Annotated in this window: 23 protein-coding genes; 8 read left to right on the top strand and 15 right to left on the bottom strand. The window is 66.4% G+C overall.

The window, feature by feature from the left end; genetic code table 11:
• Positions 1–139 precede the first annotated feature (139 nt).
• On the top strand, positions 140–403 hold the full coding sequence (locus ACZLIB_RS15025) for a hypothetical protein (RefSeq protein ID WP_080355173.1): 264 nt from the start codon (positions 140–142) through the stop codon (positions 401–403).
• A 139-nt stretch (positions 404–542) separates the two neighbouring features.
• Here ACZLIB_RS15025 and ACZLIB_RS15020 read toward each other — a convergent pair whose 3' ends face one another.
• The 3 genes from ACZLIB_RS15020 to ACZLIB_RS15010 are packed head-to-tail and all read right to left on the bottom strand — an operon-like array spanning position 543 to position 5656.
• A complete protein-coding gene (locus ACZLIB_RS15020; RefSeq protein WP_049400218.1) occupies positions 543–3716 on the bottom strand; it encodes a multidrug efflux RND transporter permease subunit in 3174 nt (1057 codons plus the stop codon).
• A gap of 15 nt (positions 3717–3731) precedes the next feature.
• Positions 3732–5000, bottom strand: a complete 1269-nt coding sequence (locus tag ACZLIB_RS15015) for an efflux RND transporter periplasmic adaptor subunit (RefSeq protein ID WP_049422071.1) — start codon at positions 4998–5000, stop codon at positions 3732–3734.
• Positions 5000–5656 (bottom strand): TetR/AcrR family transcriptional regulator, encoded by a 657-nt coding sequence (locus ACZLIB_RS15010; RefSeq protein ID WP_478469938.1) that lies wholly within the window; start codon positions 5654–5656, stop codon positions 5000–5002. The genes ACZLIB_RS15015 and ACZLIB_RS15010 overlap by 1 nt, the downstream gene beginning before the upstream one ends.
• Positions 5657–5906: 250 nt before the next feature.
• Here ACZLIB_RS15010 and ACZLIB_RS15005 point away from each other — a divergent pair, with 250 nt between their 5' ends.
• The 3 genes from ACZLIB_RS15005 (at position 5907) to ACZLIB_RS14995 (ending at position 12857) form a co-directional block, all read left to right on the top strand.
• Positions 5907–10883: an NAD-glutamate dehydrogenase gene (locus ACZLIB_RS15005; RefSeq protein WP_149909403.1), complete on the top strand. Its 4977-nt coding sequence runs from the start codon at positions 5907–5909 to the stop codon at positions 10881–10883.
• Between the two features lie 208 nt (positions 10884–11091).
• The gene (locus tag ACZLIB_RS15000) at positions 11092–11865 is read left to right on the top strand and encodes an NAD kinase (RefSeq protein WP_006376667.1); all 774 of its coding nucleotides are present in this window, start codon (positions 11092–11094) and stop codon (positions 11863–11865) included.
• A 47-nt stretch (positions 11866–11912) separates the two neighbouring features.
• Entirely contained in the window at positions 11913–12857 is a 945-nt protein-coding gene (locus ACZLIB_RS14995) for a 5'-nucleotidase (protein WP_005410242.1), read from the top strand.
• 206 nt (positions 12858–13063) lie between these two features.
• Here the strand turns inward: ACZLIB_RS14995 and ACZLIB_RS14990 are convergent, their stop codons facing one another.
• The 12 genes from ACZLIB_RS14990 to asnS all read right to left on the bottom strand — a co-directional run bounded on the left by ACZLIB_RS14990 (position 13064) and on the right by asnS (position 23564).
• Positions 13064–13615 (bottom strand): DUF2939 domain-containing protein, encoded by a 552-nt coding sequence (locus tag ACZLIB_RS14990; protein WP_478468035.1) that lies wholly within the window; start codon positions 13613–13615, stop codon positions 13064–13066.
• A 42-nt stretch (positions 13616–13657) separates the two neighbouring features.
• Positions 13658–14638, bottom strand: a complete 981-nt coding sequence (locus ACZLIB_RS14985; RefSeq protein ID WP_049463159.1) for an aldo/keto reductase — start codon at positions 14636–14638, stop codon at positions 13658–13660.
• Positions 14638–15324, bottom strand: coding sequence for a DUF2461 domain-containing protein (locus ACZLIB_RS14980; protein ID WP_032127674.1), 687 nt, complete (start codon positions 15322–15324; stop codon positions 14638–14640). The genes ACZLIB_RS14985 and ACZLIB_RS14980 overlap by 1 nt, the downstream gene beginning before the upstream one ends.
• Positions 15321–16760 (bottom strand): exodeoxyribonuclease I, encoded by a 1440-nt coding sequence (gene sbcB / locus ACZLIB_RS14975; protein WP_182266389.1) that lies wholly within the window; start codon positions 16758–16760, stop codon positions 15321–15323. The genes ACZLIB_RS14980 and sbcB overlap by 4 nt, the downstream gene beginning before the upstream one ends.
• Positions 16760–18127, bottom strand: coding sequence for an FAD-dependent oxidoreductase (locus ACZLIB_RS14970; RefSeq protein WP_032127676.1), 1368 nt, complete (start codon positions 18125–18127; stop codon positions 16760–16762). The genes sbcB and ACZLIB_RS14970 overlap by 1 nt, the downstream gene beginning before the upstream one ends.
• Positions 18128–18158: 31 nt before the next feature.
• Entirely contained in the window at positions 18159–19433 is a 1275-nt protein-coding gene (gene kynU / locus ACZLIB_RS14965) for a kynureninase (RefSeq protein WP_032127677.1), read from the bottom strand.
• 162 nt (positions 19434–19595) lie between these two features.
• Positions 19596–20117: a 3-hydroxyanthranilate 3,4-dioxygenase gene (locus ACZLIB_RS14960; RefSeq protein ID WP_049422134.1), complete on the bottom strand. Its 522-nt coding sequence runs from the start codon at positions 20115–20117 to the stop codon at positions 19596–19598.
• A 19-nt stretch (positions 20118–20136) separates the two neighbouring features.
• Positions 20137–20799, bottom strand: a complete 663-nt coding sequence (can, locus tag ACZLIB_RS14955) for a carbonate dehydratase (protein WP_014037740.1) — start codon at positions 20797–20799, stop codon at positions 20137–20139.
• 72 nt (positions 20800–20871) lie between these two features.
• On the bottom strand, positions 20872–21510 hold the full coding sequence (locus ACZLIB_RS14950; protein ID WP_478468034.1) for an FMN-binding negative transcriptional regulator: 639 nt from the start codon (positions 21508–21510) through the stop codon (positions 20872–20874).
• A gap of 7 nt (positions 21511–21517) precedes the next feature.
• The gene (locus ACZLIB_RS14945) at positions 21518–21832 is read right to left on the bottom strand and encodes a hypothetical protein (RefSeq protein ID WP_014037738.1); all 315 of its coding nucleotides are present in this window, start codon (positions 21830–21832) and stop codon (positions 21518–21520) included.
• A 7-nt stretch (positions 21833–21839) separates the two neighbouring features.
• Positions 21840–22139: a hypothetical protein gene (locus tag ACZLIB_RS14940; RefSeq protein ID WP_005417403.1), complete on the bottom strand. Its 300-nt coding sequence runs from the start codon at positions 22137–22139 to the stop codon at positions 21840–21842.
• Between the two features lie 30 nt (positions 22140–22169).
• Positions 22170–23564, bottom strand: a complete 1395-nt coding sequence (gene asnS / locus ACZLIB_RS14935; RefSeq protein WP_478468033.1) for an asparagine--tRNA ligase — start codon at positions 23562–23564, stop codon at positions 22170–22172.
• A 128-nt stretch (positions 23565–23692) separates the two neighbouring features.
• On the opposite strand from asnS, the gene ACZLIB_RS14930 reads away from it, so the two are divergent.
• From ACZLIB_RS14930 to rpsR, 4 genes are all read left to right on the top strand, one after another.
• The gene (locus ACZLIB_RS14930; protein ID WP_006376495.1) at positions 23693–24031 is read left to right on the top strand and encodes a HesB/IscA family protein; all 339 of its coding nucleotides are present in this window, start codon (positions 23693–23695) and stop codon (positions 24029–24031) included.
• Between the two features lie 78 nt (positions 24032–24109).
• On the top strand, positions 24110–24652 hold the full coding sequence (locus ACZLIB_RS14925; RefSeq protein ID WP_049400202.1) for a CbrC family protein: 543 nt from the start codon (positions 24110–24112) through the stop codon (positions 24650–24652).
• 160 nt (positions 24653–24812) lie between these two features.
• Positions 24813–25250 carry a 30S ribosomal protein S6 gene (rpsF, locus tag ACZLIB_RS14920; RefSeq protein WP_005410228.1) on the top strand — a complete coding sequence of 146 codons (438 nt, stop codon included), beginning with the start codon at positions 24813–24815 and terminating at the stop codon, positions 25248–25250.
• A gap of 11 nt (positions 25251–25261) precedes the next feature.
• Complete coding sequence (rpsR, locus tag ACZLIB_RS14915) at positions 25262–25492, top strand: 30S ribosomal protein S18 (protein WP_002804494.1); 231 nt, start codon at positions 25262–25264, stop codon at positions 25490–25492.
• Positions 25493–25584: the final 92 nt, after the last annotated feature.

The following is a 25584-nucleotide window of genomic DNA, read 5'->3' as shown; positions in this document are numbered from 1 at the left end:
CGCTGCAACGGCGGCGCGGCCAGTAGATCCACGCCATGCGTGGATACACGGTCTTCTTGGCCGAGCGATACCCGATCTGGTCCAATGCAAGCCGGCTTTTACGCGGTCTGCAAAGATGATCTATCGAGGTTGGGGATTCATGACGCTGGTGACGCCGATTGCAGCCATCCTGCTGCTGGCGTACTTCTTTCCGCATGAAGGCTCCAGGGGCAACACGCCGCTGCCCCAGGTTCTGTTGGGTGCAGGCATCGGCGCAGCGGTGAACGTATTGCTGGGTCTGTGGCTCAACCGTGCGCCCCGGCAGAAGGGTATGGCTGCACCTCATCATTTCTTCTTTGTGCCGATGCAATGGGCTGCATTGGCTCTCGTGGTGGTGTGCGTGGTGGTTGCACTGCTGCGCTGAGACGCCGGCTTGGCATGCGCCAACCTTGGTTGGCATGGATCCAGCGGCGCCAACCAAGGTTGGCGACTACCGGCTTCATGGCACGAATGAAAAGGCCCCGGATCGCTCCGGGGCCTTTTCGTTTCAACTCACCGCCGGATCAACGATCCGGGCGGTGCGCGGCTTCCGCGTCGCGCTGGCGCTCCATGAATTCCTTGGAGGACTCATCCAGCTTGTCACCCAGCATGCGGCGCACGACCACGAAGAACACCGGGATCATAAGCAGGCCGAGCAGGGTGGCGAACAGCATGCCGCCGATCACGCCGGTGCCGATGGCGTGGCGGGAGTTGGCGCCGGCGCCGGTGGAGATCGCCATCGGGATCACGCCCATGATGAACGCGAACGAGGTCATCAGGATCGGTCGGAAACGCAGGCGTGCCGCCTCGATGGTGGCATCGCGCAGGGTCTTGCCTGCTGCGCGCTGCTCCACCGCGAACTCCACGATCAGGATCGCGTTCTTGGCGGCCAGGCCGATCACGGTGATCAGGCCGATCTTGAAGAACAGATCGTTCGGCAGGCCACGCAGCATCGACAGGCCGAGGGCGCCAAGCACGCCCAGCGGCACCACCAGCAGCACTGCCACCGGGATCGACCAGCTTTCATACAACGCGGCCAGGCACAGGAACACCACCACGATCGACAGCACCAGCAGCAGCGTCGCCGCGTTGCCGGCCAGGATTTCCTGGTAGGACATGCCCGACCAGTCGTAGCCGAAGCCAGCCGGCAGATCGTCGTTGACGATGCCTTCCATGGTCTGCATCGCCTCACCCGAGCTGGTGCCCGGTGCCTGCGAGCCGACGATGTTGATCGCCGAGTAGCCGTTGTAGCGGCTCAGCGACGGCGGTGCCGACACCCATTCGGACTTGACCACCGTATTGAGGGGGATCATCGCATTGGTGCCGTCGGCATTCGTGGTCAGGCTGGACGGGCTGTAGAAGCTCTTCAGCGACTCCTGGCCGGTGCGGTACGGACCATCGGCCTGCATGGTCACGCGCTTGATGCGGCCTTCGTAGAAGAAGTCGTTCACGTACACCGGGGCCAGCATCAGCTGGATGGTGCTGTACACGTCCGACACCGACATGCCCATCGACTGCGCCTGCACGCGGTCGACATGCAGCTGCAGCTGCGGGGCGTTTTCCAGGCCGTTCGGGCGTACGCCCACCAGATGGTCGGGCTTCTGCGCAGCCTGGCCAAGCAGGATGTTGCGGGCCTGGGTCAGCTGCTCGTAGCCGGCACCGCTGCGGTCCTGCAGCCACATGTCGAAGCCGCCGAACTGGCCGAGGCCCTGCACGGTGGGCAGGTTGACCACGAAGATCTGCGCTTCCTTGATGCCGTAGAACGCGCCGTTCATGTTCTGGATGAACTCGGGCGCGGTGAACTTGCGTTCCTCCCATGGCTTCAGGCGGATGAAGCCCATGCCCACGTTCTCGCCGGAACCGACGAAGCTGAAACCGGCCACCTGCAGCATGCCTTCATAGCCATCCTGCTTTTCCAGGATGCCACGCATCTGCGCGAACACTTCGTTGGTCTGGCCCTTGGTCGAGCCCGGCGGCAGCTGCACGATCGCCAGCGCATAGCCCTGGTCTTCTTCCGGCAGGAAGCTGCCCGGCATGCGGGTGAACAGGAAGCCGCACAGTGCGGTCAGCACCACGAACAGGATCATCCAGCGCGGTGCGTGGCGCACCGCCGAAGTGATGTGCCCCACATAGGTATGGCTGATCTTGTCGTAGTACTTGTTGAAGGTGCGGTAGATGATGTTCGGGTTGTCGTTGTGCGTCGGCTTGAGGAAGGTCGCGCACAGCGCCGGGGTGAAGCCCAGAGCCAGGAACGCCGAGAACGCCATCGAGATGGCGATGGTCAGCGCGAACTGCTTGTAGATCTCACCGGCGGCGCCGCCCTGCAGGGCGGACGGGATGAACACCGCGGCCAGTACGACGGTGATCGCCACCACCGCGCCGGTGATCTGGGTCATCGCCTTCTGCGTGGCCGGCTTCGGCGCCAGGCCTTCCTCGGTCATGATGCGTTCGACGTTCTCGATCACCACGATCGCGTCATCGACCACGATGCCGATCGCCAGCACCATCGCGAACAGGGTCAGCTGGTTGATCGTGAAGCCGATCATCCACATGCCCAGGAAGGTGCCGAGCAGGGCCACCGGGATGACCAGGGTCGGGATCAGGGTGGCGCGGAAGTTCTGCAGGAAGATCAGCATCACCAGGAACACCAGGAACACTGCTTCAAACAGTGTCTTGACCACTTCCTGGATGGAGATCTTGACGAAGGTGGTGCTGTCGTACGGCGAGAACCAGGTCACCCCGGACGGGAAGCTGGGCTGCAGCTCGTCCATCTTGGCGCGCACCGCATCGGCCACGTTCAGGGCGTTGGCGCCCGGCAGCAGCTGGATGGCGAAGGCACCGGTCGGCTTGCCGTTGTACTGGGTGTCGAAACCGTAGTTGTTGGCACCGAAGGCAACGCGGGCGATGTCCTTCATCAGCACCCGCGAACCGTCCGGATTTGCCCGCAGGATGATGTTCTCGAACTCCTGCGGCGAACTGAAGCGGCCTTCAGCCGAGACCGTGGCGGTGAAGTGCTGGCCTTCCGGCGACGGGTCCGAACCCAGCGCACCGGCAGCGAACTGCACGTTCTGCGCACGCACCGCGGCGAGCACCTGGCTGGCCGACAGGCCATAACCCTGCATCTTCTCCGGGTTGAGCCAGATGTTCATGGCGTACTCGGAACCGAACTGCTGGGTGCTGCCGACGCCGGGAATACGCGAGACCTGGTCGAGCACGCGCGAACCGACGATGTCGTTCAGGGCGTCACGGTTGATGGCCGGCGTATCGGACTGCAGCGCGATCACCATCAGGAAGCCGGCGTTGGCCTTGGCCACCACCACGCCCTGCTGGGTCACTTCCGAAGGCAGGCGTGGCGTGGCCAGCGAGACCTTGTTCTGCACCTGCACCTGGGCGATGTCCGGATCGGTACCGGTCTCGAAGGTCAGGGTGATCTGCGCGCGGCCGTTGGAGGCGGACGAGGAGCTGAAGTACAGCAGGTGATCGATACCGGTCAGCTGCTGCTCGATCACCTGGGTGACCGATTTCTCGGTGGTGTCCGCACTGGCGCCCGGGTAGGTCGCCGAGACGGTGACCTGCGGCGGGGCGATGTTGGGATAGGACTCCACGCCCAGGTTGAGGATCGCGATCACGCCGCTGAGCGAGATCAGGATCGCAACCACCCAGGCGAAGACTGGGTGTTCGATGAAAAATTTAGGCATGACGGAAGGTTCCCGTTACTGCTTGTTCGAATCGGTGGCGGCCGGCTTGGCCGCATCGGCCTGCTCGGGCTTGGCCGCGTCGGCCGGTGCCTTGCCTGCGGCCGGTGCTGCGCCCGCCGGAGCGGCGCCGCCTGCGGCAGGCTTGCCGTTGGCGTCCTGCCCCGGGGTCCACGGCTTGGCCACCGCCGGCGCACCTTCCTTGACCTTCTGCACGCCGGCCACGATCACCTTGTCACCGGCGGCCAGGCCGTCGCTGACCAGCCAGTTGCCGTTCTGCGCGCCATCGGTCTTCACGTTCTTGCGCACGACCTTGCCGTCGGCACCGACCACCATCACGTAGCCGCCGGTGGTGTCGCGCAGCAGCGCCTGCTGCGGCACCAGGTAGGCGTTGTTGCGCTCGCCGAGGTTGGCCTGGAAGCTGACGAAGGCGCCGGGCAGCAGGATCTGCTGCGGGTTCGGCAGCAGCGCGCGCAGCGACACCGCGCCGGTGGCCGGGTCGACCGTGGTCGAAGAGAAGTCCAGCGTGCCCGGTTCGCTGTAGGTGCTGCCGTCGGCCAGCTTGACGTTGACCGTAGCCTTGCCGTCACCAGACAGCGCCAGCGCACCCTTGGCCTGCTGCGCGCGCAGCTGGGTCAACTCGTCCACGCTCAGCGAGAAGTTGACGTACAGCGGGTCGAGCTGGTCGACGGTGGTCAGCAGGGTCACATCGCCCTGGCCGACCAGTGCGCCTTCGGTGACCTGCTGCTTGTTGGCCACACCGCTGATCGGCGCGGTCACTTCGGTATAACCCAGGCTGATGCGCGAAGAGGTCACCGCCGCTTCGGCCTGCTTGACCGCGGCCAGCGCGGTGCGCTCGGCCGATTCGGCGTTGTCCAGGTCGGATTTGGAGACGAACTGCTGCGGCGCCAGCGAACGCGCGCGGTCCGCGGCCACCTTGGCATTGGCGTAGGTCGCGCGGGCCGAGGCCAGCTGGGCCTCGGAGGCATTGAGCGAAGCACGCAGCGGCGCCGGGTCGATCAGGAACAGGGGCTGGCCCTGCTTGACCTGCGAGCCTTCCTGGTAGACGCGCTTGAGCAGTACGCCCGGCACGCGCGCGCGCACGTCGGCGCTGCGGAACGGCGACAGGCGGCCGACCAGCTCACGCTGCAGCGGCAGGGTCTGCGGCTTGGCGTCGATCACGCCCACCTCCGGCGGCGGGGGCGTCTGCTGTTCCGGCTTCTTGCAGGCAGCCAGCGCGACAGCAACGGCGCACGTCAGGGCAAGGGTGCGGAGTGGGGCGGTCATCAGGAGGAACTCCGGGGTTGGTTTGAAGACGGGGCCGCCGACGGCTGAGGCGCGAAGGCGCGCAGGAAGCTGTCGACGGAGAACTCTGCCCAGCGCCGACGCAGCTGCGCGTCATCACGATGGGGGGTATGGAAACGCTGTTTGTCGAAATCCTGACCGGCGATCATGCTCAGCAGCAGTTCGGCCATGAAGTGCGGGTCGTCATGCCGGAGCTGGCCACGCATGCAAACGGTTTCAATCCATTCAGCAAGATGAAGCGTCAGCGCGCCGGCGCCATGCCGGTACAGCGTACGCGCCTCTTCGGGAAACTGTGACGCGTCGGCGGCGATCAGCCGACAGGCCTGCCCTACGTGCGGTTGGTTGAAATGCTCCAGGAAGTCGGTGGCGAACTGGAGCAGGCTGGCACGCAGGTCGTCACTGCGGAGTGCACGAACCATGGCTCCGGTAGCGTGGCCGACATGGCGCTGCATCACCCGGCGCAGCAGTTCCTGCTTGTTGCCGTAGCGCGAGTACAGGGTCTGCTTGGAGCAGCCGGCATGCTGGGCCACCGCGTCCATGCTCATCTGCATGCCCTGCTGGGCCAACAGCTCGCGCACGGCATCGAACACGCGCTCATCGCGTGCGTCGAGGGCAACGGGGAGGTAGGCCGGGTTCACGCGGTGGACTATACCGTCCAGTTCAGGATTGTGGAATCGAATCGGCGTCGCCGCGTGTGTCTTCCGGTAACACGCTTTGCCGATCCTGTCGGCAGTGCTGAAGCGCGCACCAGCACCATACCGGTGCGAACTGAATAGGCGTCTAAACCGCAGCAAACCCGAATCTGGTTATTCCGTCCTGCAGCAAGGCCTTTTCGTGCGGTAGGGCTACAATTTCATTTTCCCAACTGAGCAAGCGCATCGCTCTGCCATGAAACCGCAAAAAACCGCAGCCAAGACCGTGAAAAACAAGACCAAACCAGCAGAGTCGGAGGTCGCAGTGACCGCTGGTTTCTCCCTGGAGCCGGTGTACACGGCATTGCGCAAGCGTTACCCCGCGGCCGCACAGGCCGAAGCGGTGGCCTTCGCCACTGACTTCTACAAGCGCATGGAGTCGGACGAGTTCCCGCACCACAGCGCTGAAGAGTGGGCCGCGCTCGCGGCTGAGACGCTGGAATTCGCCCGTGCCCGCAAGGCCGGCAAGGCCAACGTCCGCGTGTTCAATCCGACCGCGAAGGCCAACGGTTGGGAATCGCCGCACACCGTGCTGCAGATCGTCAACGACGACATGCCGTTCCTGGTCGACACCGTCACCATGTCGCTGGCCGAACAGGGCGTGGGCGTCCACGTGCTGGGCCACCCGGTGCTGCGCTTCACCCGCGACAAGGCCGGCAAGCTGGTCAAGGTCGGCGAGGGTGATGCCGAGTCGGTGATGCTGCTGGAGATCGACCGCCAGCCGGCCGAAGCCATGGCGGCCATCGAGCAGGCCATCAGCAAGGCGCTGGACGAAGTGCGTGCGATCGTGCGCGACTGGCAGCCGATGAAGGACAAGGCGCTGGCGCTGGCCGACGACCTGGGCAGCCGCCAGCTGCCGGTCGACGACGCGTCGCGCAAGGAAGCACAGGAATTCCTGCGCTGGGCCGCCGACAACCACTTCACCTTCTTCGGCTACCGCGAGTACCGCGTCGAGAAGCAGGGCAAGGAAGAGGTGCTGGCGCCGCTGAACGACACCGGCCTGGGCCTGATGCGCGGCAAGGACAAGTCCGCCGCACGTCCGGTCAAGACCCTGGCCGCGCAGGGCCTGAACACCACGTCCGGGCTGAAGGACGCGCTGATCCTGACCAAGACCAATGCCCGTTCGCGCGTGCACCGCGCCGGCTACATGGACTACATCGGCGTGCTGGAATTCGACGCCAAGGGCAAGATCATCGGCGAACAGCGCTTCCTTGGCCTGTTCACCTCCAGCGCCTACAACCGTCGCCCGTGGGAAATCCCGCTGGTGCGCCAGCGCCACGAGCACGTGATGAAGCAGTCGGGCCTGGCCTCGGCCAGCCACAGCGGCAAGGCCCTGCGCCACATCCTGGAAACCCTGCCGCGCGAAGAACTGTTCCAGTCCAGCGAGGACGAACTGTTCCGCACTGCCATGGGCGTGCTGGGCCTGCAGGAGCGCGTGCGCAGCCGCCTGTTCCTGCGCCGCGACAAGTACAGCCGTTTCATCTCCGCGCTGGTCTACCTGCCGCGTGAGCGCTTCAACACCGACGTGCGCCTGCGCATCGAAGCGATGCTGAAGGACGCGCTGCACGGCGAGTACGTGGACAGCTCGGTGGTGCTGGGCGAATCGCCGCTGGCCCAGGTGCACCTGATCGTGCGCCCCAAGCCGGGCGAAATGCTGGACGTCGATACCGCCGAACTGGAGCAGAAGCTGGCCCAGGTGCTGCGCAACTGGCAGGACGACCTGCGCGAAGCGCTGGTGACCCGCCACGGCGAAACCGAAGGCCTGCGCATCGCTGCCCGCATTGGCAAGGCACTGCCGGCCGGCTACATCGAAGACAACAGCACCGCCGTTGCTGCCAACGATGTCAGCCAGCTCGACGCCCTGACCGGCCCGGACGACCTGCGCCTGAGCCTGCAGGCGGTGCCGCGTGAATCTGGTGATGGCCTGCGCCTGAAGCTGTATCGCCAACTGGATGACATCCCGCTGTCGGACGCGCTGCCGATGATGGAAAACATGGGCCTGCGCGTGATCGCCGAGCGTCCGTACCGCCTGTCGGTCGACAACGCGCCGGTGTACGTGCAGGACTTCGAGGTCGAGTCGACCGCCGGCGCGATCGATGCCGCCAGCGTCGATGAAGCCTTCGGCGAGACCTTCGCCCGCGTCTGGCACGGCGATGCCGAGAACGACGGCTTCAACCGCCTGGTGCTGGCTGCCGGCCTGCACTGGCGCCAGGTCGCCATGCTGCGTGGCTACTGCAAGTACCTGCTGCAGACCGGCGTGCCGTTCTCGCAGGCCTACGTGGAAGGCACCTTCGCGCGCTACCCGCTGCTGGCCCGCCTGCTGGTCGAGCTGTTCGAAGCCCGCTTCGATCCGGCTACCGGCCATGAGAGCAAGGACGATATCGCCGCCGGCCAGGCCCAGCTGAAGGCCCACTTCGATGTGCTGGCTGCTGGCGACGACGCCACCCTGAAGGTGCTCAAGACCGTGGTCGACGCCCGCAAGGGTGACCGCGATGCGCAGATGCAGGCCGCGCGCGATGCGCTGCTGAAGCTGATGGACCGCGTGTCCAGCCTGGACGAGGACCGCATCCTGCGCTCGTTCATGGGCGTGATCGACGCGACCCTGCGTACCAGCTACTACCAGACCGATGCCAACGGCCAGCACGGCCATGTCATCAGCTTCAAGTTCGATTCGGCGCTGGTGCCGGACCTGCCGAAGCCGCGCCCGTACCGCGAAATCTTCGTCTACGGCCCGCGCGTGGAAGGTACCCACCTGCGCTTCGGCGCGGTCGCCCGCGGTGGCCTGCGCTGGTCGGACCGTCGCGAAGACTTCCGTACCGAAGTGCTGGGCCTGGTCAAGGCGCAGATGGTCAAGAACACCGTCATCGTGCCGGTTGGCGCGAAGGGCGGCTTCTTCGCCAAGACCCCGCCGGTGAACGGCGACCGCGACGCGATCTTCGCCAACGGCGTGGCCTGCTACAAGCTGTTCATCCAGGGCCTGCTGGACATCACCGACAACATCGTCAACAACAAGATCGTGCCGCCGGTGGATGTCGTGCGCCACGACATGGACGATCCGTACCTGGTGGTGGCTGCCGACAAGGGCACCGCGACCTTCTCCGACATTGCCAACGGCCTGGCCATCGCGCACGGCTTCTGGATGGGCGATGCGTTCGCCTCTGGTGGTTCGGTGGGTTACGACCACAAGGGCATGGGCATCACCGCACGCGGTGCGTGGGAGTCGGTCAAGCGCCACTTCCGTGCGCTGGGCCGTGACAGCCAGAGCCAGGACTTCACCGCAGTCGGCGTCGGCGACATGTCCGGCGACGTGTTCGGCAACGGCATGCTGCTGTCGCGCCACATCCGCCTGGTCGCTGCGTTCGATCATCGCCACATCTTCCTGGACCCGAACCCGGATGCAGCCACCACGTTCGTCGAACGTGAGCGCCTGTTCACCGTGCCGCGTTCGAGCTGGGCGGACTACGATGCCAAGCTGATCAGCAAGGGCGGCGGCGTGTACCCGCGCAGTCTGAAGTCGATCGAGATCACCCCGCAGGTGCGTGAAGTGCTGGGCCTGGACGAGAACGTCAAGGCGCTGTCGCCGAACGACCTGATGAGCGCGATCCTGAAGGCACCGGTCGACCTGCTGTGGAACGGCGGCATTGGTACCTACGTCAAGGCCGCCAGCGAGCAGCACAGCGATGTCGGCGACCGCGCCAACAACGCCCTGCGCGTGAACGGTGGCGAGCTGCGCTGCAAGGTGGTGGGCGAGGGCGGCAACCTGGGCATGACCCAGCTGGGCCGCATCGAAGCTGCCCAGGCAGGCGTGCTGCTCAACACCGACTTCATCGACAACTCGGCCGGTGTCGACACCTCCGACCATGAAGTCAACATCAAGATCCTGCTCAACGATGTGGTGCGGGCGAAGAAGCTGACCGTCGAGCAGCGCAACAAGCTGCTGGCCTCGATGACCGATGAAGTCGCCGAGCTGGTGCTCAACGACAACTACCGCCAGAACCAGGCGCTGAGCCTGATGGAGCGGATGGCGGTCAAGCGCCTAGGTTCCAAGCAGCACTTCATCCGTACCCTGGAGCAGCAGGGCCTGCTTGATCGCCAGATCGAGTTCCTGCCGTCCGATGCCGAGCTGTCGCAGCGCAAGGCACGTGGCCAGGGCCTGACCCGTCCGGAGCTGTCGGTGCTGCTGTCCTACTCCAAGCTGGTGGCGTTCGCCCAGCTGCTGGATTCGGACATTCCGGAAGATCCGTACCTGTCCAAGGAGCTGCAGCGCTACTTCCCGACCCCGCTGCAGAAGAAGTACGCCGATGCAATGGAGCGTCACCGCCTGAAGCGCGAAATCATCGCCACGGCCGTGACCAACCAGACCATCAACCGCATGGGCGCCACCTTCCTGATGCGCATGCAGGAAGACACCGGCCGTTCCATCGCCGAGGTCGCCAAGGCCTACACCATCAGCCGTGAAACGCTGGATGCGCGCGCGCTGTGGGCACAGATCGATGCCCTCGACGGCAAGGTGCCGGAGTCGGTGCAGATCGATGCACTGGAAGTGATCTGGAAGCTGCAGCGCTCGTTCGTGCGCTGGCTGCTGTCGCGCCCGGGCGCGATGCCGGGCATCACCGAAGCGGTCAACCGCTACCAGGGTCCGTTCAACGACATCCGCGTTGCTTCGGGTGTGCTGCCGGATTCGCAGCGTCCGACCTACGAAGCCCTGGTGGCCGAGTGGAAGGAAAAGGGCCTGCCGTCCGCGCTGGCGCAGCAGCTGGCCGAACTGCACTTCCTGGAGCCGGCGTTCGACATCATCGAACTGGCCCGCACCCGCAAGCTGAAGCCGGTGGACGTGTCCAAGGTTCACTTCCGCCTGGGCGACGCCCTGCAGCTGCCGTGGCTGTTCGAGCAGGTCGACGCGCTGGAGGTCAATGGCCGTTGGCACGCCGTGGCACGTGGCGTGCTGCGTGACGAGCTGGCCGCCAACCACCGCAACCTGGCGGGCCAGGTGCTGGGCACCAAGGGCAGCAGTGCTGAAGCGAAGGTGGCGGCCTGGATGGGTCGCGACGACAACAGCCTGCGCTTCACCCTGGCGATGCTGGCCGAACTGGCCGAGCAGAAGACCCTGGACTACCCGACCGTCTCGGTCGCGGTGCAGCGCCTGGGCCAGCTGGCTGCACATGGTGCGTAAGTGATGTACCGCCGGGTTATGCCCGGCGTGTGTTGAACAGAACGGCCCCGCGAAAGCGGGGCCGTTCTGTTTTGCGGCGCATGCCTGGGACGGGTAGTGCCGGCCGCTGGCCGGCAACCCCATGGGCCTCCCCGCAGATGGGCGGTTGCCGGCCAGCGGCCGGCACTACCGGGTATGCTCTTGCTGGCACACCCACCCGGATCCACCGATGAGCGACACCCCCCGCATCGCTTTCCTGGCCAGCACCACCGAGCCCGCGCAGATGGCCCGCGCGGCGATGGTCTCGCGCTATGGCGACCACGCGCCGGAACAGGCCGACGTGCTGTGCCCACTGGGCGGCGATGGCTTCATGCTGCAGACCCTGCACCGGCATGGGCACCTGGGCAAGCCGGTATTCGGCATGAAACTGGGCACGGTCGGCTTCCTGATGAACCAGTACCGCGGCGACGACGACGTGCAGGCCCGCATTGCCCGTGCCGAACCGGCCAACCTGCGCCCGCTGGAAATGGTGGCGCTGACCGAGTCGGGCACCAGCACCGGTTCGCTGGCCTACAACGATGTGTCGCTGCTGCGCCAGACCCGGCAGGCCGCGCATATCGGAATCGACCTCAACGGCCAGGAACGCGTGGCCGAGCTGATCGGTGACGGCGTGCTGGTGGCCACCCCGGCAGGCAGTACCGCCTACAACTATTCCGCGCACGGACCGGTGCTGCCGCTGGGCTCGCATACCATCGCGCTGACGCCGCTGGCCCCTTACCGGCCGCGACGCTGGCGCGGGGCGATCCTCAAGGCCGACACCGAGGTGCGTTTCCGCGTGCTTGATCCGTACAAGCGCCCGGTCAGCGTCACAGCGGATTCGCACGAGACCCGCGACGTGGTCGAGGTGACCATCCGCGAGTCGAAGGACCGCCGCGTGACCCTGCTGTTCGACCCGGAGCACAACCTGGAAGACCGGATCCTGAGCGAACAGTTCGTTTTTTGACGACAATAGGCGGCCGGCCCCGCCGACCGCTTGAAGGACCCCCACCGATGGGCGACAACTCCCCCCGTTTGCTGACCGTCGCGGTGACCTCGCGCGCCCTGTTCGACCTCGAGGAAAGCCATGCGCTGTTCGAGAGCGATGGCGTGGCGGCCTATGCCGAATTCCAGCGCCAGCACGAGGACGATATCCTCGGGCCCGGCGTGGCCTTCCCGGTGGTGCGCAAGTTGCTGGCGCTGAACCAGGGCGCCAGCCCGGAGAACCCGCGGGTCGAGGTGATCCTGCTGTCGCGCAATTCGGCCGATACCGGCCTGCGCATCTTCAATTCGATCCAGCACTACGGTCTGGGCATCATCCGTGCGACGTTCACCGCCGGCGAGCCGACCTGGCCGTACGTGAAGCCGTTCGGTACCGACCTGTTCCTGTCGGCCAACCCGGAATCGGTGCGCAGCGCGCTGCGCCATGGCATTGCGGCGGCGACCATCCTGCCCAAGCCGCCGGGCGAGACCGCCGCTGCGGCGGCCGACCAGATCGATACCGGTCGCCCGGCCGGCCAGCTGCGCATCGCCTTTGACGGTGACGCCGTGATCTTCGGTGACGAGAGCGAGCGCATTTCGCGCGAGCAGGGCGTGGAAGCCTTTGGCCGCCACGAGCGCGAGCGCGCCCGCGAGCCGCTCAGCGGCGGTCCGTTCCGCGGTTTCCTGTCGGCCCTGCATACATTGCAGGAAGTGTTCCCGGCCGGCGAGAGTGCGCCGATCCGGACCGCACTGGTCACCGCGCGATCGGCACCGGCGCATGAGCGGGTGATCCGCACCCTGCGCGAGTGGGGCGTGCGCCTGGACGAGGCGCTGTTCCTCGGAGGGCGCCACAAGGGGCCGTTCCTGCAGGCGTTCGGTGCCGACATCTTCTTCGATGATTCGCAGCACAACATCGACAGCGCCCGCGAGCATGTGGCCGCCGGCCACGTGCCGCATGGCGTTGCCAACGAAGGATAGGGTCTGGTAGTTGCCAACCTTGGTTGGCGCTGTTCTGGATGCATGCCCACCAAGGTGGGCATCTACCAGAGCGCTGTACCCCGGTAGTCGCCAACCTTGGTTGGCGCCGTATTGGATCCATGCCCACCAAGTTGGGCATCTACCAGAGCGCCATGCCCCGGTAGTCGCCAACCTTGGTTGGCATTGCCGTCAGGCCACGGGTCCGGTCACGGGCTGCCGGACATCCCCAGCTGCAGGTCCACCACCCTCCAGCGCAGGCCCTGCGGTTCCAGCACCACCTTCATCGGCGGCTGGCCGGGGCCGCGATCGACATCGATCACGAAGCGGTCCAGCGCTTCGAAATGATGTTCGGCATGCTTCAGCGGCCGTGCGGGTTCGGTCGCGCCGAAGGCATCGCCGCCCTGCAGTTCATTGCGGCCGCGCTTCCACAGCACGTGACCCTGCAGCATCGCGCCGATCCCGGTCGGGGTCACCATGGTGTCCACCGCGGCACCACCAAGCTGGTCCCCCAGCCCGTACAGCAGGGCACCGAACGGGCTGGCCGCCACATCCGGGCCGGCCTGGCGCACCAGATAGTCATTGAGCTGCGCGCGCAGGCTGTTGCGCACGCGCGGGAAATCGACGTAGCGCTCCAGGCGGGCGGTGTCGCGCTGCTCGATGGCCTTGGACAGGCCATTGACGGTCATGTACGGGCCGCCGAACCACCAGGCGGCCAAGGCCAGGACCAGCAGCCCAACGAGTGCGGTGAGTTTCTTCATGCCGCCCAGACTGCCGCAACCGCAGCAGCATGGGGTGAAGACTCAATGACTGGGAGATCCGCGGCCATCACCGAAGGCGTCCACCAGCTGCTGGCGTTCGGCTGCGGTCAGTGCCTCAAGCCGCGTCGCCAGTACTTCGTCCAGGCTGCCGGTGCGGGTGGTGCCCAGGATGCCACTGGCCACGCCGGGATGGCCCAGGGCGTAGGCAAACGCGGTCTGGGCCGGGCGCTGGCTGCGGATGGCGGCGAGTGCCTTCCGCATGTTGCGTGCGCTGCGCATCAGTTGACGGCTGCTCGGTTTGAGCCAGGCCCTGGCCAGGTACCAGGCATCCGCCGGTCGTGGCAGGCGCGGGCGTGGTGGCAGCAGATGGCCCTGCGCCAGCACGGTGCCGGCCAGTACGCCGATGCCCACCGCGTGCAACTGGTCGATGAGGGGTTCACGGTCCTGCTGCAGGGCGTTGTAATCGAGCAGCACCACGTCGAACAGCGTGGGATGGTCGATCATCCAGCGCAGGGTCGATGCCGTGTGCGTATTGATGCCGGTGTGCCGGATCAGCCCACGTTCGCGCAGGCGTTGCAGCGCGGCCAGCAGGTCATCGTTGATGTCGTGCTGGCTGGCACCGTGCAGCTGGTAGATATCCAGGTAATCCAGGCCGAGGTTGCGCAGCGAGGCCTCGCAGCTGGCAGTGATGGCTGCCGGCGAGAAATTGCGTTGCTCGGCGCCGCTGACGCCGGCCTGGCCGGTCAGCGTGCCGCCTTTGCTGGAAATCACCAGCGACTCGCGCGGGTATCGCTTCAGCAACGGGCGCAGGATGCGGCCCAGCCGCGGTTCGGCGTGGAAACCGGAATAGTTGTGGCCGGTGTCCAACAGGTTCACGCCCTGTGCCAGTGCATGCTCGACCACGTGCGCGGCCGACTGTTCCGGGAAGCGGCGATGCCCCCAGAAGCCGGAGCAGCCCAGGCCCACCGGCGAAACCGCCAGGCCGGTGCGGCCCAGCGTGCGGCGTTGCTGTGCCAACGGCATCAGAATTCCAGGTCCAGCGCCGCGCACAGGTAGTCGACGAACGGGCCGAGCGCGGCCAGGTCCTTGCCCAGCGTGGACAGCAGGCGCGGGCCGGTCATGGTGGCGTCGTCCAGCGAGCGCCACATCACCCAGTTGCGGTGCTTGAGGTCGTCGATGAATTCGAAGTCGGCCGGGAAGCCGCGCGGCGGACGCACCAGCTTCTCGCTCTCTTCGAAGTCGAAGCGCTTGCGCAGCGCCGGTGCATGCGCTGCGGCCTTCCAGCTGCCCGGGTTGTCGAGGATGAAGTGGCGCACGCGGCGCTGGGTCTCCGGTTCCGGATGCCACAGGCCGGCACCGACGAAGCTCTCGCCCGGCTGCAGGTGCACGTAGAACGAGGGCGCGGCCACCTCGCGGCGGCGCTCATGGAACAGGCGTGCACCCTGCCAGGTCTTGTACGGGGATTTGTCGTTGGAGAAGCGCGCGTCGCGATGGATGCGGAACAGCGAGCCGCCGACGCCGCGGGTATCGGCGCGGAAGTGGTCGCTGACCTCGGCCAGCGCCGGCTGCAGGTCACCCAGCAGGCGCAGGAATGGCTGCCGCACGTGGTCTTCATACTGCTGGCGGTGGTCGTTGAACCACGCCTTGTCGTTATGCCGCGCCAGGCTGCGCAGGAACTTGAAGCTGGCGTCCGAGAAATAGGTACTCACAAGGTCTCCTGCAGGTGCTGGCCCCAGTCGCGCAGCGATTGCAGCAGGGCCTGGCGCCGTGCATCGTCGGGCGCTTCAGCGGCCAGTGCATCGAGCTGCTGCTGGTACTGGGGCAGGTTGAGTTCGCCCAGCCCGCCGTCTCCGAGCAGGCGCTGGCGGCGGTAATCCTGCCAGCGCTGGCGTTCAGCCGGCGCGAGGCTGTCGGGATGATTGCGCGCGCGGTAGCGGAACAGCAGCTCCGGCAGGCGCGGGTCGCGGAAGCGGCCTTCCAGCGCGGCCAGCTGCTCCGGCGCGGTGGTGCGTGCCAGCGCAAGCAGCGGCTTGTCGCCATTGCCGAGGAAGCCGTCGTAGAGCGAGGCATCGACATCGGCCACGGTGGCGGCGCGGGGCTGGTTGTAGACCTGCCGGGCCTTCTCGGCCAGCTGCGGGGCGAACGCGCGCAGGCGTTCCACCTTGGCCTCGATCGCGGCCACGTCCAGGCCGAGGCGCGCGTGGTCATCGGCGCGCAGGTGGTTCCAGGCGATCAGCGCGGGCACCTTGTTCAGGTGCACTTCCTTCAGCGGCACCCGCGCCACGCCCTCGGGCAGCTCGCTGGCGCGCATGTACAGGCGCTGTGCGATCACCTCGGCCGGCAGTTCCAGCAGATCGTCGATCTCGCCTTCCAGGTCGAACACGATCACCCGGTTGTTGATGGTCGGGTGCGCGGCCAGCGGCAGCACCGGGGCCGCGCACAGGCGACTGGCCGGGTAGCGCATGGAAATGTGCAGTACCGGCTTCATCGCGGCCACGTCCAGCAGGCTGCCGACGAAGCGTTTGTCGCGCAGCTTCAGCGCGTACTCCCACAGCCGTGGCTGCGACTGCTTGAACAGGCGTGCCATGCCGATGGTGGCGCGTACGTCGGACAGCGCTTCGTGCGCATCGCCTTCGCGCACGTTGTTGGCCTCGGCCAGGTGCTCGAGCTTGAACGAGGTGGCGCCATCCTCGCGCAGCGGCCACTGGATGCCGTCCGGGCGCATCGCGCGCATCAGCCGCAGCATGTCCAGCAGGTCCCAGCGCGAATTGCCGTTGCGCCACTCGCGTTCGTACGGGTCGTGGAAGTTGCGGAACAGGCCGTAGCGGACGAACTCATCGTCGAAGCGCAGCGTGTTGTAGCCCAGCGCACAGGTGCCGGGGCGCGACAGCTGCTCGTTGATGCGATCGAAGGCCTCAGCCTCGCTGATGCCCTCGGCCAGTGCCTGCTGCGGGGTGATGCCGGTGACCAGGGTGGCCATCGGCGAGGGCAGCAGGTCATCGGCCGGGCGCACGAAGAAGCTGACCGGCGTGTCGATTTCGTTGAGATCGGCGTCGGTACGGATCGCGGCGTACTGCGAGATGCGCGTGCGCCGCGGGTCCTGGCCGAAGGTTTCCAGGTCGTAGAACAGGAAGCTGTCAGCCATCAGTGCGCGCCCTCCAGGACCGGTAGCTGGGCGTGGATCTGTGCTTCCAGTGCGGTCCAGTCGATGTTGTCCAGTGAATCGTGACCGGCGGTGGCGGCCACCAGCATGTCGCGCTGCAGTTCGGTGCGGCGCAGCGCCTCTGCGTACGGCGTGTGCAGGAAAGTGACCATCGTGTAGTGCGGTACGAAGCGGGTCGGCCAGCGCCGCTGCAGTTCCTGTTCCAGCTCGCGCTGCAGCAGGAAGGCGGGATCGGCCACGCGGTCACGCATCTCCAGGTAGTTCTCCAGTGCCATCTGCTGGATGGCACGTGCATTCGGCTTGCGCTCGGCTTCGAACGCGGCGAACGCGCCTTCCAGATCATCCGCCTCCATCAGGTGGCGGGCCAGCGCAACGCAGTCCTCGAACGCGCAGTTCATGCCCTGGCCGTGGAACGGCACCATCGCATGCGCGGCGTCGCCGATCAGCACCGCGCGGCCCTGCTGGTGCCAGCGTTCCAGGGTGAGCGTGCCAAGCAGGCCCGGTGGATGCTGCTCCCAGTCCGCGCGCAGGTTCGGGATCAACGGCAGGGTGTCGGCGAACTCGCGCGCGAACAGCGCCTCGGCCTGCGCCCCGGTATTGACCGTGGCGAAGCTGGGGTCGCCCTGGTTGGGCAGGAACAGGGTGACGGTGAAGGTGCCTTCGTGGTTGGGCAGGGCGATGCACATGTAGTGGCCGCGCGGCCAGATGTGCAGCGCATTGCGCTCGATGCGGAAGCTGCCATCGGCAGCCGGCGGGATCTCCAGCTCCTTGTAGGAGTGGTCGAGGAAGGCGATGTCCTCACCCAGCGGCGCGCGCCGGTTCATCGCCGCACGCAGTGCCGAACCGGCACCGTCGGCACCGATCAGGGTGTCGAAACGGATGTCGTGCGGGCTGTCGTCACGGTCATCGATGAAGCGTGCGTAACCCGCATCGAAATCGACGGTGTGCAGGCGGCGATGGAAGTGCACGGTGGCGCCGGCCTGTTCGGCCAGCTCCAGCAGCGTGGTGTTCAGGTCGCTGCGGTGGATCGACCAGATCACTTCGCTGTCGTCGCGGCCATAGCGCTGCAGCTGCGGTTCGCCCTCGCGCGGGTGCACCATGCGCCCGCGCATCATCACCGCGCGTGCCATCACCTCGTCTTCCACGCCCGCCTGACGCAGTGCGTTGCGCCCACGCTCGGCCAACGCCAGGTTGATCGAGCGGCCGCTCTCGTAGTCGGCCACGCGTGGATCGCCGCGGCGTTCGTACAAGGTGATGCGCCAGCCCTGGCGTGACAGCAGGATGGCCAGCAGGGACCCGGCAAGGCCGGCACCGATAATGCTCAACGAGCGGGAAGCGTGTGCGATCAACGAACTGTCCAGCAGTAGGGGAGGGGCCGGCTTAGAGGCCGGCCCAGGCTTCCACTTCCTCGACGAAGTGGTGCACGTCCAGGTAGCGGTTGTAGAGCGGGGTGGGCGAGATGCGGATCACGTCGGGTTCGCGCCAGTCGCCGAGCACGCCGATGCCGCGCAGATGCTCGAACAGCGCACGGCCGCGCTCGCGGCCACCGATCACGCGCAGCGACAACTGGCAGCCACGGCGCTGCGGCTCGGCCGGGGTGATGATGTCCAGCACGCCGGACAGGCGCGCACGGACCAGTGCTTCGAGCATGCCGGTCAGTGCCAGCGACTTGCTGCGCAGCGCCTCCATGCCGGCGCGCTCGAACAGGTCCAGCGAGGCGCGCAGCGGCGCCAGGCCGAGGATTGGCGGATTGCTCAGCTGCCAGCCTTCGGCACCGATGGCCGGCGTGAACTGCGGTGCCATCTGGAAGCGGGTGGATTCCTCATGGCCCCACCAGCCGGCAAAGCGCGGCAGGCTGGTGTCGCGGTGATGGCGCTCGTGGACGAAGGCGCCGGCAACCGCGCCCGGGCCGCTGTTGAGGTACTTGTAGTGGCACCACACGGCGAAATCAGGGGCCACGTCATGCAGGCGCAGCGGCAGGTTGCCGACCGAGTGTGCCAGGTCGAAGCCGATACGCGCGCCCTGCAGGCGTGCGGCGCGGGTGATCGCATCGAGGTCGAAGGCCTGGCCGGTGCGGTACTGCACGCCGGGCCACAGCACCAGCGCCAGGCGTGAACCGTGCTCGGCGATGGCATGCTCGATCGCGGTCAGTGAAATCGTGCCGTTGGCCTCGTCCGGCTGCACTTCCACCAGGCACTCGGCCGGGTCGAAACCATGGAAGCGGATCTGTGCTTCCACCGCGTGGCGATCGGTCGGGAATGCGCCGGCTTCCATCAGGATCACTGGACGCTCGGCCGTGGGCCGGTAGAAGCTGACCATCATCAGGTGCAGGTTCACGCTCAGCGTGTTCATTGCAACCACCTCGCTGGGCAGCGCACCGACCACGCGGGCCAGCTGCGCGCTCACCAGGCGGTGGTAGGACAGCCACTGCGTCGGGCCGGTGAAGTGGCCTTCCACCGCCAGCTCGCCCCACTGCTTCATCACTTCCTGCACGGCCGCCTGCGCGCCACGCGGCTGCAGGCCCAGCGAGTTGCCGACGAAGTAGGTCTGCTCGCCGCCGCCATGGCGCGGAATCAGGAATTCATTGCGCAGCGGGCGCAGCGGATCGGCGGCGTCCAGGGCAATGGCGTGGGTGCGGCTGAGCAGGTCGGACATGGTCGGGCAACAGGCTGCAACGGGATCGCCAGTGTAGCGCCTGGGGCATGGCCCGGTAGCTGCCAACCCAACGCCAGCGCCGCATGACCCGGTAGACGCCAACCTTGGTTGGCGCACGTACAAGCAAGCGCCCACCAAGGTGGGCAACTACCGTTCGATGGCTCAGCCCGCCGCTGGCGCCGGCAGCGGGTCCACGTGCCCGCACTCGCTGCAGGTACGCAGTTCCAGGCTGGCGTGATAGCGCGCAAACACCTTGGGCAGGTCGGTTTCGATGTTCTGCAGCGGGAAATACTCTTCGTGCAGCTTGTGGTTGCAGCGCTCGCAGTGCCAGATCACGCCGTCCATCTCGTGCGGCAGGCGCTTGCGCTCGACCACCAGACCGATACCACCGGGCGGGCGCCGCGGCGAGTGCGGAACCTTTGCCGGCAGCAGGAAGATCTCGCCGGCGCGGATCGGAATGTCGCGCACCGCGCCGTCTTCCTGCACCTTCAGCACCATCTCGCCTTCGAGCTGGTAGAACCACTCGGGGCCTTCGTCGTAGTGGAAGTCGGTACGCGAGTTCGGCCCGCCCACCACCATCACGATGAAGTCGCCGTTGTCGATCATCTTGTTGCCCACCGGAGGCTTCAGCAGGTGGCGGTTTTCTTCGATCCAGGCGTGCAGGTTGATCGGCGAAGCGAGCATGGTGGTCATCCGTAAGGGATCAGTCGCGCTTGCCCTTGCGCGGGACGTAGGACAGGGCCTTTTCATAGGCGGGCTGCAGTTCTTCCTGCGAACCGACGTCGATGCCCATCTCGCGCACGCGTCCGTCCTTCAGGCTGTAGACCCAGCCGTGCACCATCAGCTTCTGGCCGCGGGCCCAGGCGTCCTGCACGATGGTCGAGCGGCACAGGTTGGCCACCTGCTCGATCACGTTCAGTTCGCACAGGCGTGCGTGCTTGAGCTCGTCGGTCTCGATCGCATCGAGGATGCCGGTGTGCTTCTGCATCACGTCGCCAACGTGGCGCAGCCAGTTGTCGGCCAGGCCGACGCGGGTGTTGTGCAGGCAGGCATGCACGCCGCCGCAGCCGTAGTGGCCGACGATCAGGATGTGCTTCACCTTCAGCTGGTCCACCGCGTACTGCACCACGCTCAGGCAGTTCAGGTCGGTGTGGGCGACCACGTTGGCGACGTTGCGGTGCACGAACACTTCACCCGGGGCCATGCCGATGATCTGGTTGGCCGGCACGCGCGAATCGGAACAGCCGATCCACAGGTATTCGGGGTGCTGCTGCTTGGCGAGCTGGTGGAAGAACTCGGGGTCTTCCTTCTCGATCCGGTCGGCCCAGTCGCGGTTGTTCTGCAGCAGCTTGTGGATGTCTTTCATGTATGGGTCCCTGGCGTCGGGTGGGGGCTCGCCGCAGCCGTCCGGCTGCGTCGTCGCGGGAATCTGGGGCGTTCAGTCGCTGCGGGCGGCCTGTTCGCGGTGCCAGCGCATCCACTGCGCCAACTCGGTGGAAGCGGGGGTGCCCAGCTGTTCCATTTCGGCGATCACCGCGCGCTGGTTCGCATCGGGATGGTTCTGGCTCAGCTTGAGCTTCAGCTGCACCTGTTCGACCTGGAAGCGGAAGCCGAGGATGGCGCGCAGCTCCGGGCCATGTTCGGCACGCGTGGCATCGAACTGCCAGGCCTGGCCGACACTGGCTTCGAAGCGGTCGCTGATCGCGCCGACCAGTTCGGCCAGCGCCTCGGTATCGTCGAAGGTCTGCAGCTGGCCACGCAGCTCGGCGGCGGCGTAGTTCCAGGTGGGTACCCGCGCAGCGGGTTCCTTGTCCGGATACCAGCTGGCCGAGACGTAGCCATGCGGACCATCGATCAGTACCTTGGCCGCGCCGCGGTGGCGCGACTGCGGGTTGGCGCGCGCCCAGTGGCCGCGCAGTTCGATCTGGTCGCCGTCACGCCGGTACAGCACCGGCATCCGGGTCAGCTCCGGCAGGCCATCGCTGCCGGGCGTAAGCACGGTAACGAACGGGTCGCGCGCCAGCAGGCGGTCCAGCCAGAGCAGATCGGTCTCGGCGAAGGCGCGCGGGGTGAACATGCAGGGGTCAGGCGCGCCCGCCCAGCGACTGGATCATGCGGCCGCGCAGGCCTTCATCACTGTCGGCCTGCGGCGGCTGCACTTCGTGCAGGCTGAAACCGCGCACCAGCGCGTCTTCCTCGTCCAGGCCGTCGTACTCGACGAACTCGGCGTCGAACAGCTGCGAACGGGCGGTGTCTTCGCTGTCATAGCTCAGCGTGTTGCCATCGCTGTCGAGCACCTCGGCAGTGCCGGCCGGGCGAACGCGCAGGCGCGCCCAGATCAGGGTGTTGCCGAGGCTGGCCAGCCACCAGCTGTCGCGCGAGGCGGAGATGTCATTCATGGAGGTATTACCAGAGCGAGGCCAGCCAGAGCAGGGCGGCCATGCCCAGTCCGGCCAGCAGGGTCAGCAGCGATACCCAGGCCGGCGTCGCCAGCCCGGACAGCGAGCGGTCCGGCTGCTGGCGATAGTCACGGCGCAACAGCCAGGCCAGGGCATCGGGCTTGAGGAAGGCGCCGCTGCCGAAGCGCTCGGCGAGCGCCGGATGGCGGTCGCGTACGTGCACCAGGGTCAGCGGCCAGAAGATCACGAAGGCACTGAACCCGGCCACTGCAACGCCGACGAAACAGAGGGCGAAGAACAGAGTCATGGGAGCGGTACCTCCGTGGTCGTGTGGGGCTTAGAAGTCCGCGCTGCCCGGGGCGCGCGGGTAGGGGATCGCATCGCGGATGTTGGACAGCCCGCAGACGTACACCACCAGGCGTTCGAAGCCCAGGCCGAAGCCGGCGTGCGGCACCGAACCATAGCGGCGGAAGTCGCGATACCAGCTGTAGTGCTCACGATCCAGGCCGAACTGGGCCATGCGTGCGTCCAGCACGTCCAGGCGCTCTTCGCGCTGGCTGCCGCCGATGATCTCGCCGATGCCCGGGGCCAGCACGTCCATCGCGGCAACGGTCTTGCCGTCGTTGTTCAGGCGCATGTAGAAGGCCTTGATGTGCTCCGGATAGTTGGTCACCACCACCGGGCGGCCGACGTGTTCTTCGGTCAGCCAGCGCTCGTGCTCGGTCTGCAGGTCCAGGCCCCATTCGACCGGGAAGTCGAACTTCTTGCCGGACTTCTGCAGCAGGCTGACCGCATCGGTGTAGTCGATGCGCTCGAACGGCGCATTGATGAAGTCTTCCAGCTTGGTGATCGCGTTCTTGTCCACGCGCTCGGCGATGAAGGCCAGGTCGTCGCCACGCTCGTTCAGCACCGCACGGAACAGGTACTTCAGGAACTCTTCGGCCAGGCGCGCGTCTTCGGCCAGGTCGGCGAAGGCGATTTCCGGTTCGATCATCCAGAACTCCGCCAGGTGGCGGGTGGTGTGGCTGTTCTCGGCGCGGAAGGTCGGGCCGAAGGTGTAGACCTTGCTCAGCGCCAGGCAGTAGGCCTCGACGTTCAGCTGGCCGGACACGGTCAGGAAGGTTTCCTTGCCGAAGAAGTCGCGGCTGAAATCGATCGCGCCCTTCTCGTCACGCGGCAGGTTCACCATGTCCAGGGTGGACACGCGGAACATCTGGCCGGCGCCTTCGGCGTCGGAGGTGGTGATGATCGGGGTGCTGATCCAGTTGAAGCCGTTCTCGTGGAAGAAACGGTGCACGGCCTGGGCCAGGCAGTTGCGGATGCGGGTGACCGCGCCGAACAGGTTGGTGCGCGGGCGCAGGTGCGCCACTTCGCGCAGGAACTCCGGCGACATCGGCTTGGGCTGGATCGGGTAGGTGAGCGGGTCTTCGACCCAGCCGACCACTTCCAGCGCGCTGGCCTGGATCTCGAACGACTGGCCCTTGCCCTGCGACTTCACCAGAGTGCCGGTGGCGATGACCGAGCAGCCGCTGGTCAGGCGCTTGATCTCATCGAAGTTGGCCAGGCTGTCGCCGGCCACGACCTGGATCGGCGCGAAGCAGGAGCCGTCGCTCACATTCACGAAGGCCAGATTCGCTGAACCGCGCACCGTGCGCACCCATCCGCGTACCGTGACTTCGCCGCCTTCCGGGATCTTCCCGGCAAGCGCATGTTCAACGCTGACCACCGTCATGACTTGAATCCTCTGCTGATCGACTCGATCTGTGAACACGGGAGTTTACCGGTTGCAGCGTTCTGCTTGCGAGGCATTTTTCGTGGCAACGGCTCCTTATAATGTCCCCGTACCTCTGGAGTAGCCCCATGGCCGTCAGCCTGACCCCCATTGCCTTCGAGCGCGTGCAGCGCTTTGTCGCCCAGACCCCCGGCGCGCTGGGCCTGCGTTTCGGCGTGACCAAGACCGGTTGCTCGGGCTGGGGTCACATCACCGACCTGGCCCGCGACGAGCGCGAGGGCGATACCGTGTTCGACCAGGACGGCGTGAAGATCTATGTCGATGCCAAGAGCCTGGCGCTGGTGGACGGCACCGTGATCGACTTCGGCAAGCACGGCCTGAGCGAAACGTTCACGTTCAGCAACCCGAACGCCACCGCCGAGTGTGGCTGCGGCGAGAGCTTCACCACCGACGCCGACAAGGCCTGAGGGCTGGTTCTGGCGTCCGCCGGGCATGGCCGGGCGGTGGTAGATGCCGACCTTGGTCGGCAGGGAAGGGATCCACGGATGGAACGACCGCTTTTCATTTATCACCCCAACGCCTACGCCCTCTCCTTCGAAGAGGTCGACGGGGTCTGCGACTGCTGTGGTCAGCCGCGCACACTGCGCTACCGGGGGCCGTTCTACTCCGTTCTGGGTCCCGATTACCTGTGCCCCTGGTGTATCGCCGATGGCAGGGCGGCGGCCAGTTACGAGGGTGAATTCACCGGCTGGAGCGATATCGAGGGGGTATCCCCGGATCCGGCCGATCCGCCGCCGACCATCGCCCGCGAGCTGCTGCTGGAGATCTGCGAGCGCACCCCGGGCTACTCGTCCTGGCAGCAGTCGGTCTGGCTCAGCCATTGTGAGCGGCCCTGCGCCTTCCTCGGTTACGCCGGTAGCGAGGACCTCCAGCCCATCCTCGACGAGGTCCGGCCCGACGTGGTTGAGGTCAACCCGCGCGACGCCGACTGGGTGCTGGAACACCTGAGCCGGGACGGGGAGATGATTGGCTGCCTGTTCCAGTGCCTGGAATGCGGCCAGCACCGCCTTCATGTGGATCTGGGGTAGCCCGGTTCAGGTTGCCCTGCGGCCCGCCGGTTGCCCGGCCACCCCATCTGCGCCATAATGCGCGGCTTCCTGCCTTCCTGGCGGGAATCCTTGCCCCACCGCGGTCTCAACGGCGGGGGGCTGTCCGGCCGCGAGGCCACATCCGAAAGGTAGAAAAAACATGAGTCGTCATTACGAAATCGTGTTCATGGTCCACCCGGACCAGAGCGAGCAGGTCCCGGCCATGATCGAGCGCTACAAGTCGCTGGTCGAGAACGGCAACGGCACCATCCACCGTCTGGAAGACTGGGGCCGCCGCCAGCTGGCGTACCCGATCCAGAACCTGGTGAAGGCCCACTACGTGCTGATGAACATCGAAGCCGACCAGGCCGTTCTGAACGAACTGACCGAGAGCTTCCGCTTCAACGACGCCGTGCTGCGCAACCTGGTCATCAAGCGTGACGAGGCTGACACCGAGCAGTCGCTGATCATGAAGAGCAAGGACGAGAAGGGTGACAAGCCGGAGCGCGGTGAGCGCCGTCGTCGTGACGACGAAGAAGGCGAGTCCAACAACACCGCTGACAACGAAGCCGGCGACGACGCCGCTTCCGCCGCCTAAGGAGCCTTCCCATGTCCAAGTTCTTCCGTCGCCGCAAGTTCTGCAAGTTCACTGCTGAAGGTGTGAAGGAGATCGACTACAAGGATCTCAACACCCTGCGCCAGTACCTGACCGAGAACGGCAAGATCGTGCCGAGCCGCGTCACCGGTACCAAGTCGAAGTACCAGCGCCAGCTGGCGACCGCCGTCAAGCGCGCTCGCTTCCTGGCCCTGATCCCGTACACCGACAACCACGACGTCTGATGCCAGCGGGGCGGCCCGGCGCCGCCCCCGCTGTGCCAGCTATTCGGACAGCCTTTGTTGCGGGGCATCGCCTCGCTAACGAATAACTTATC

The sequence above is a fragment of the Stenotrophomonas sp. 220_Sma genome (genome assembly GCF_056487375.1).
Note: the sequence above shows the minus strand (reverse complement) of the source record. Positions and strands in the feature narration are given on the sequence as shown.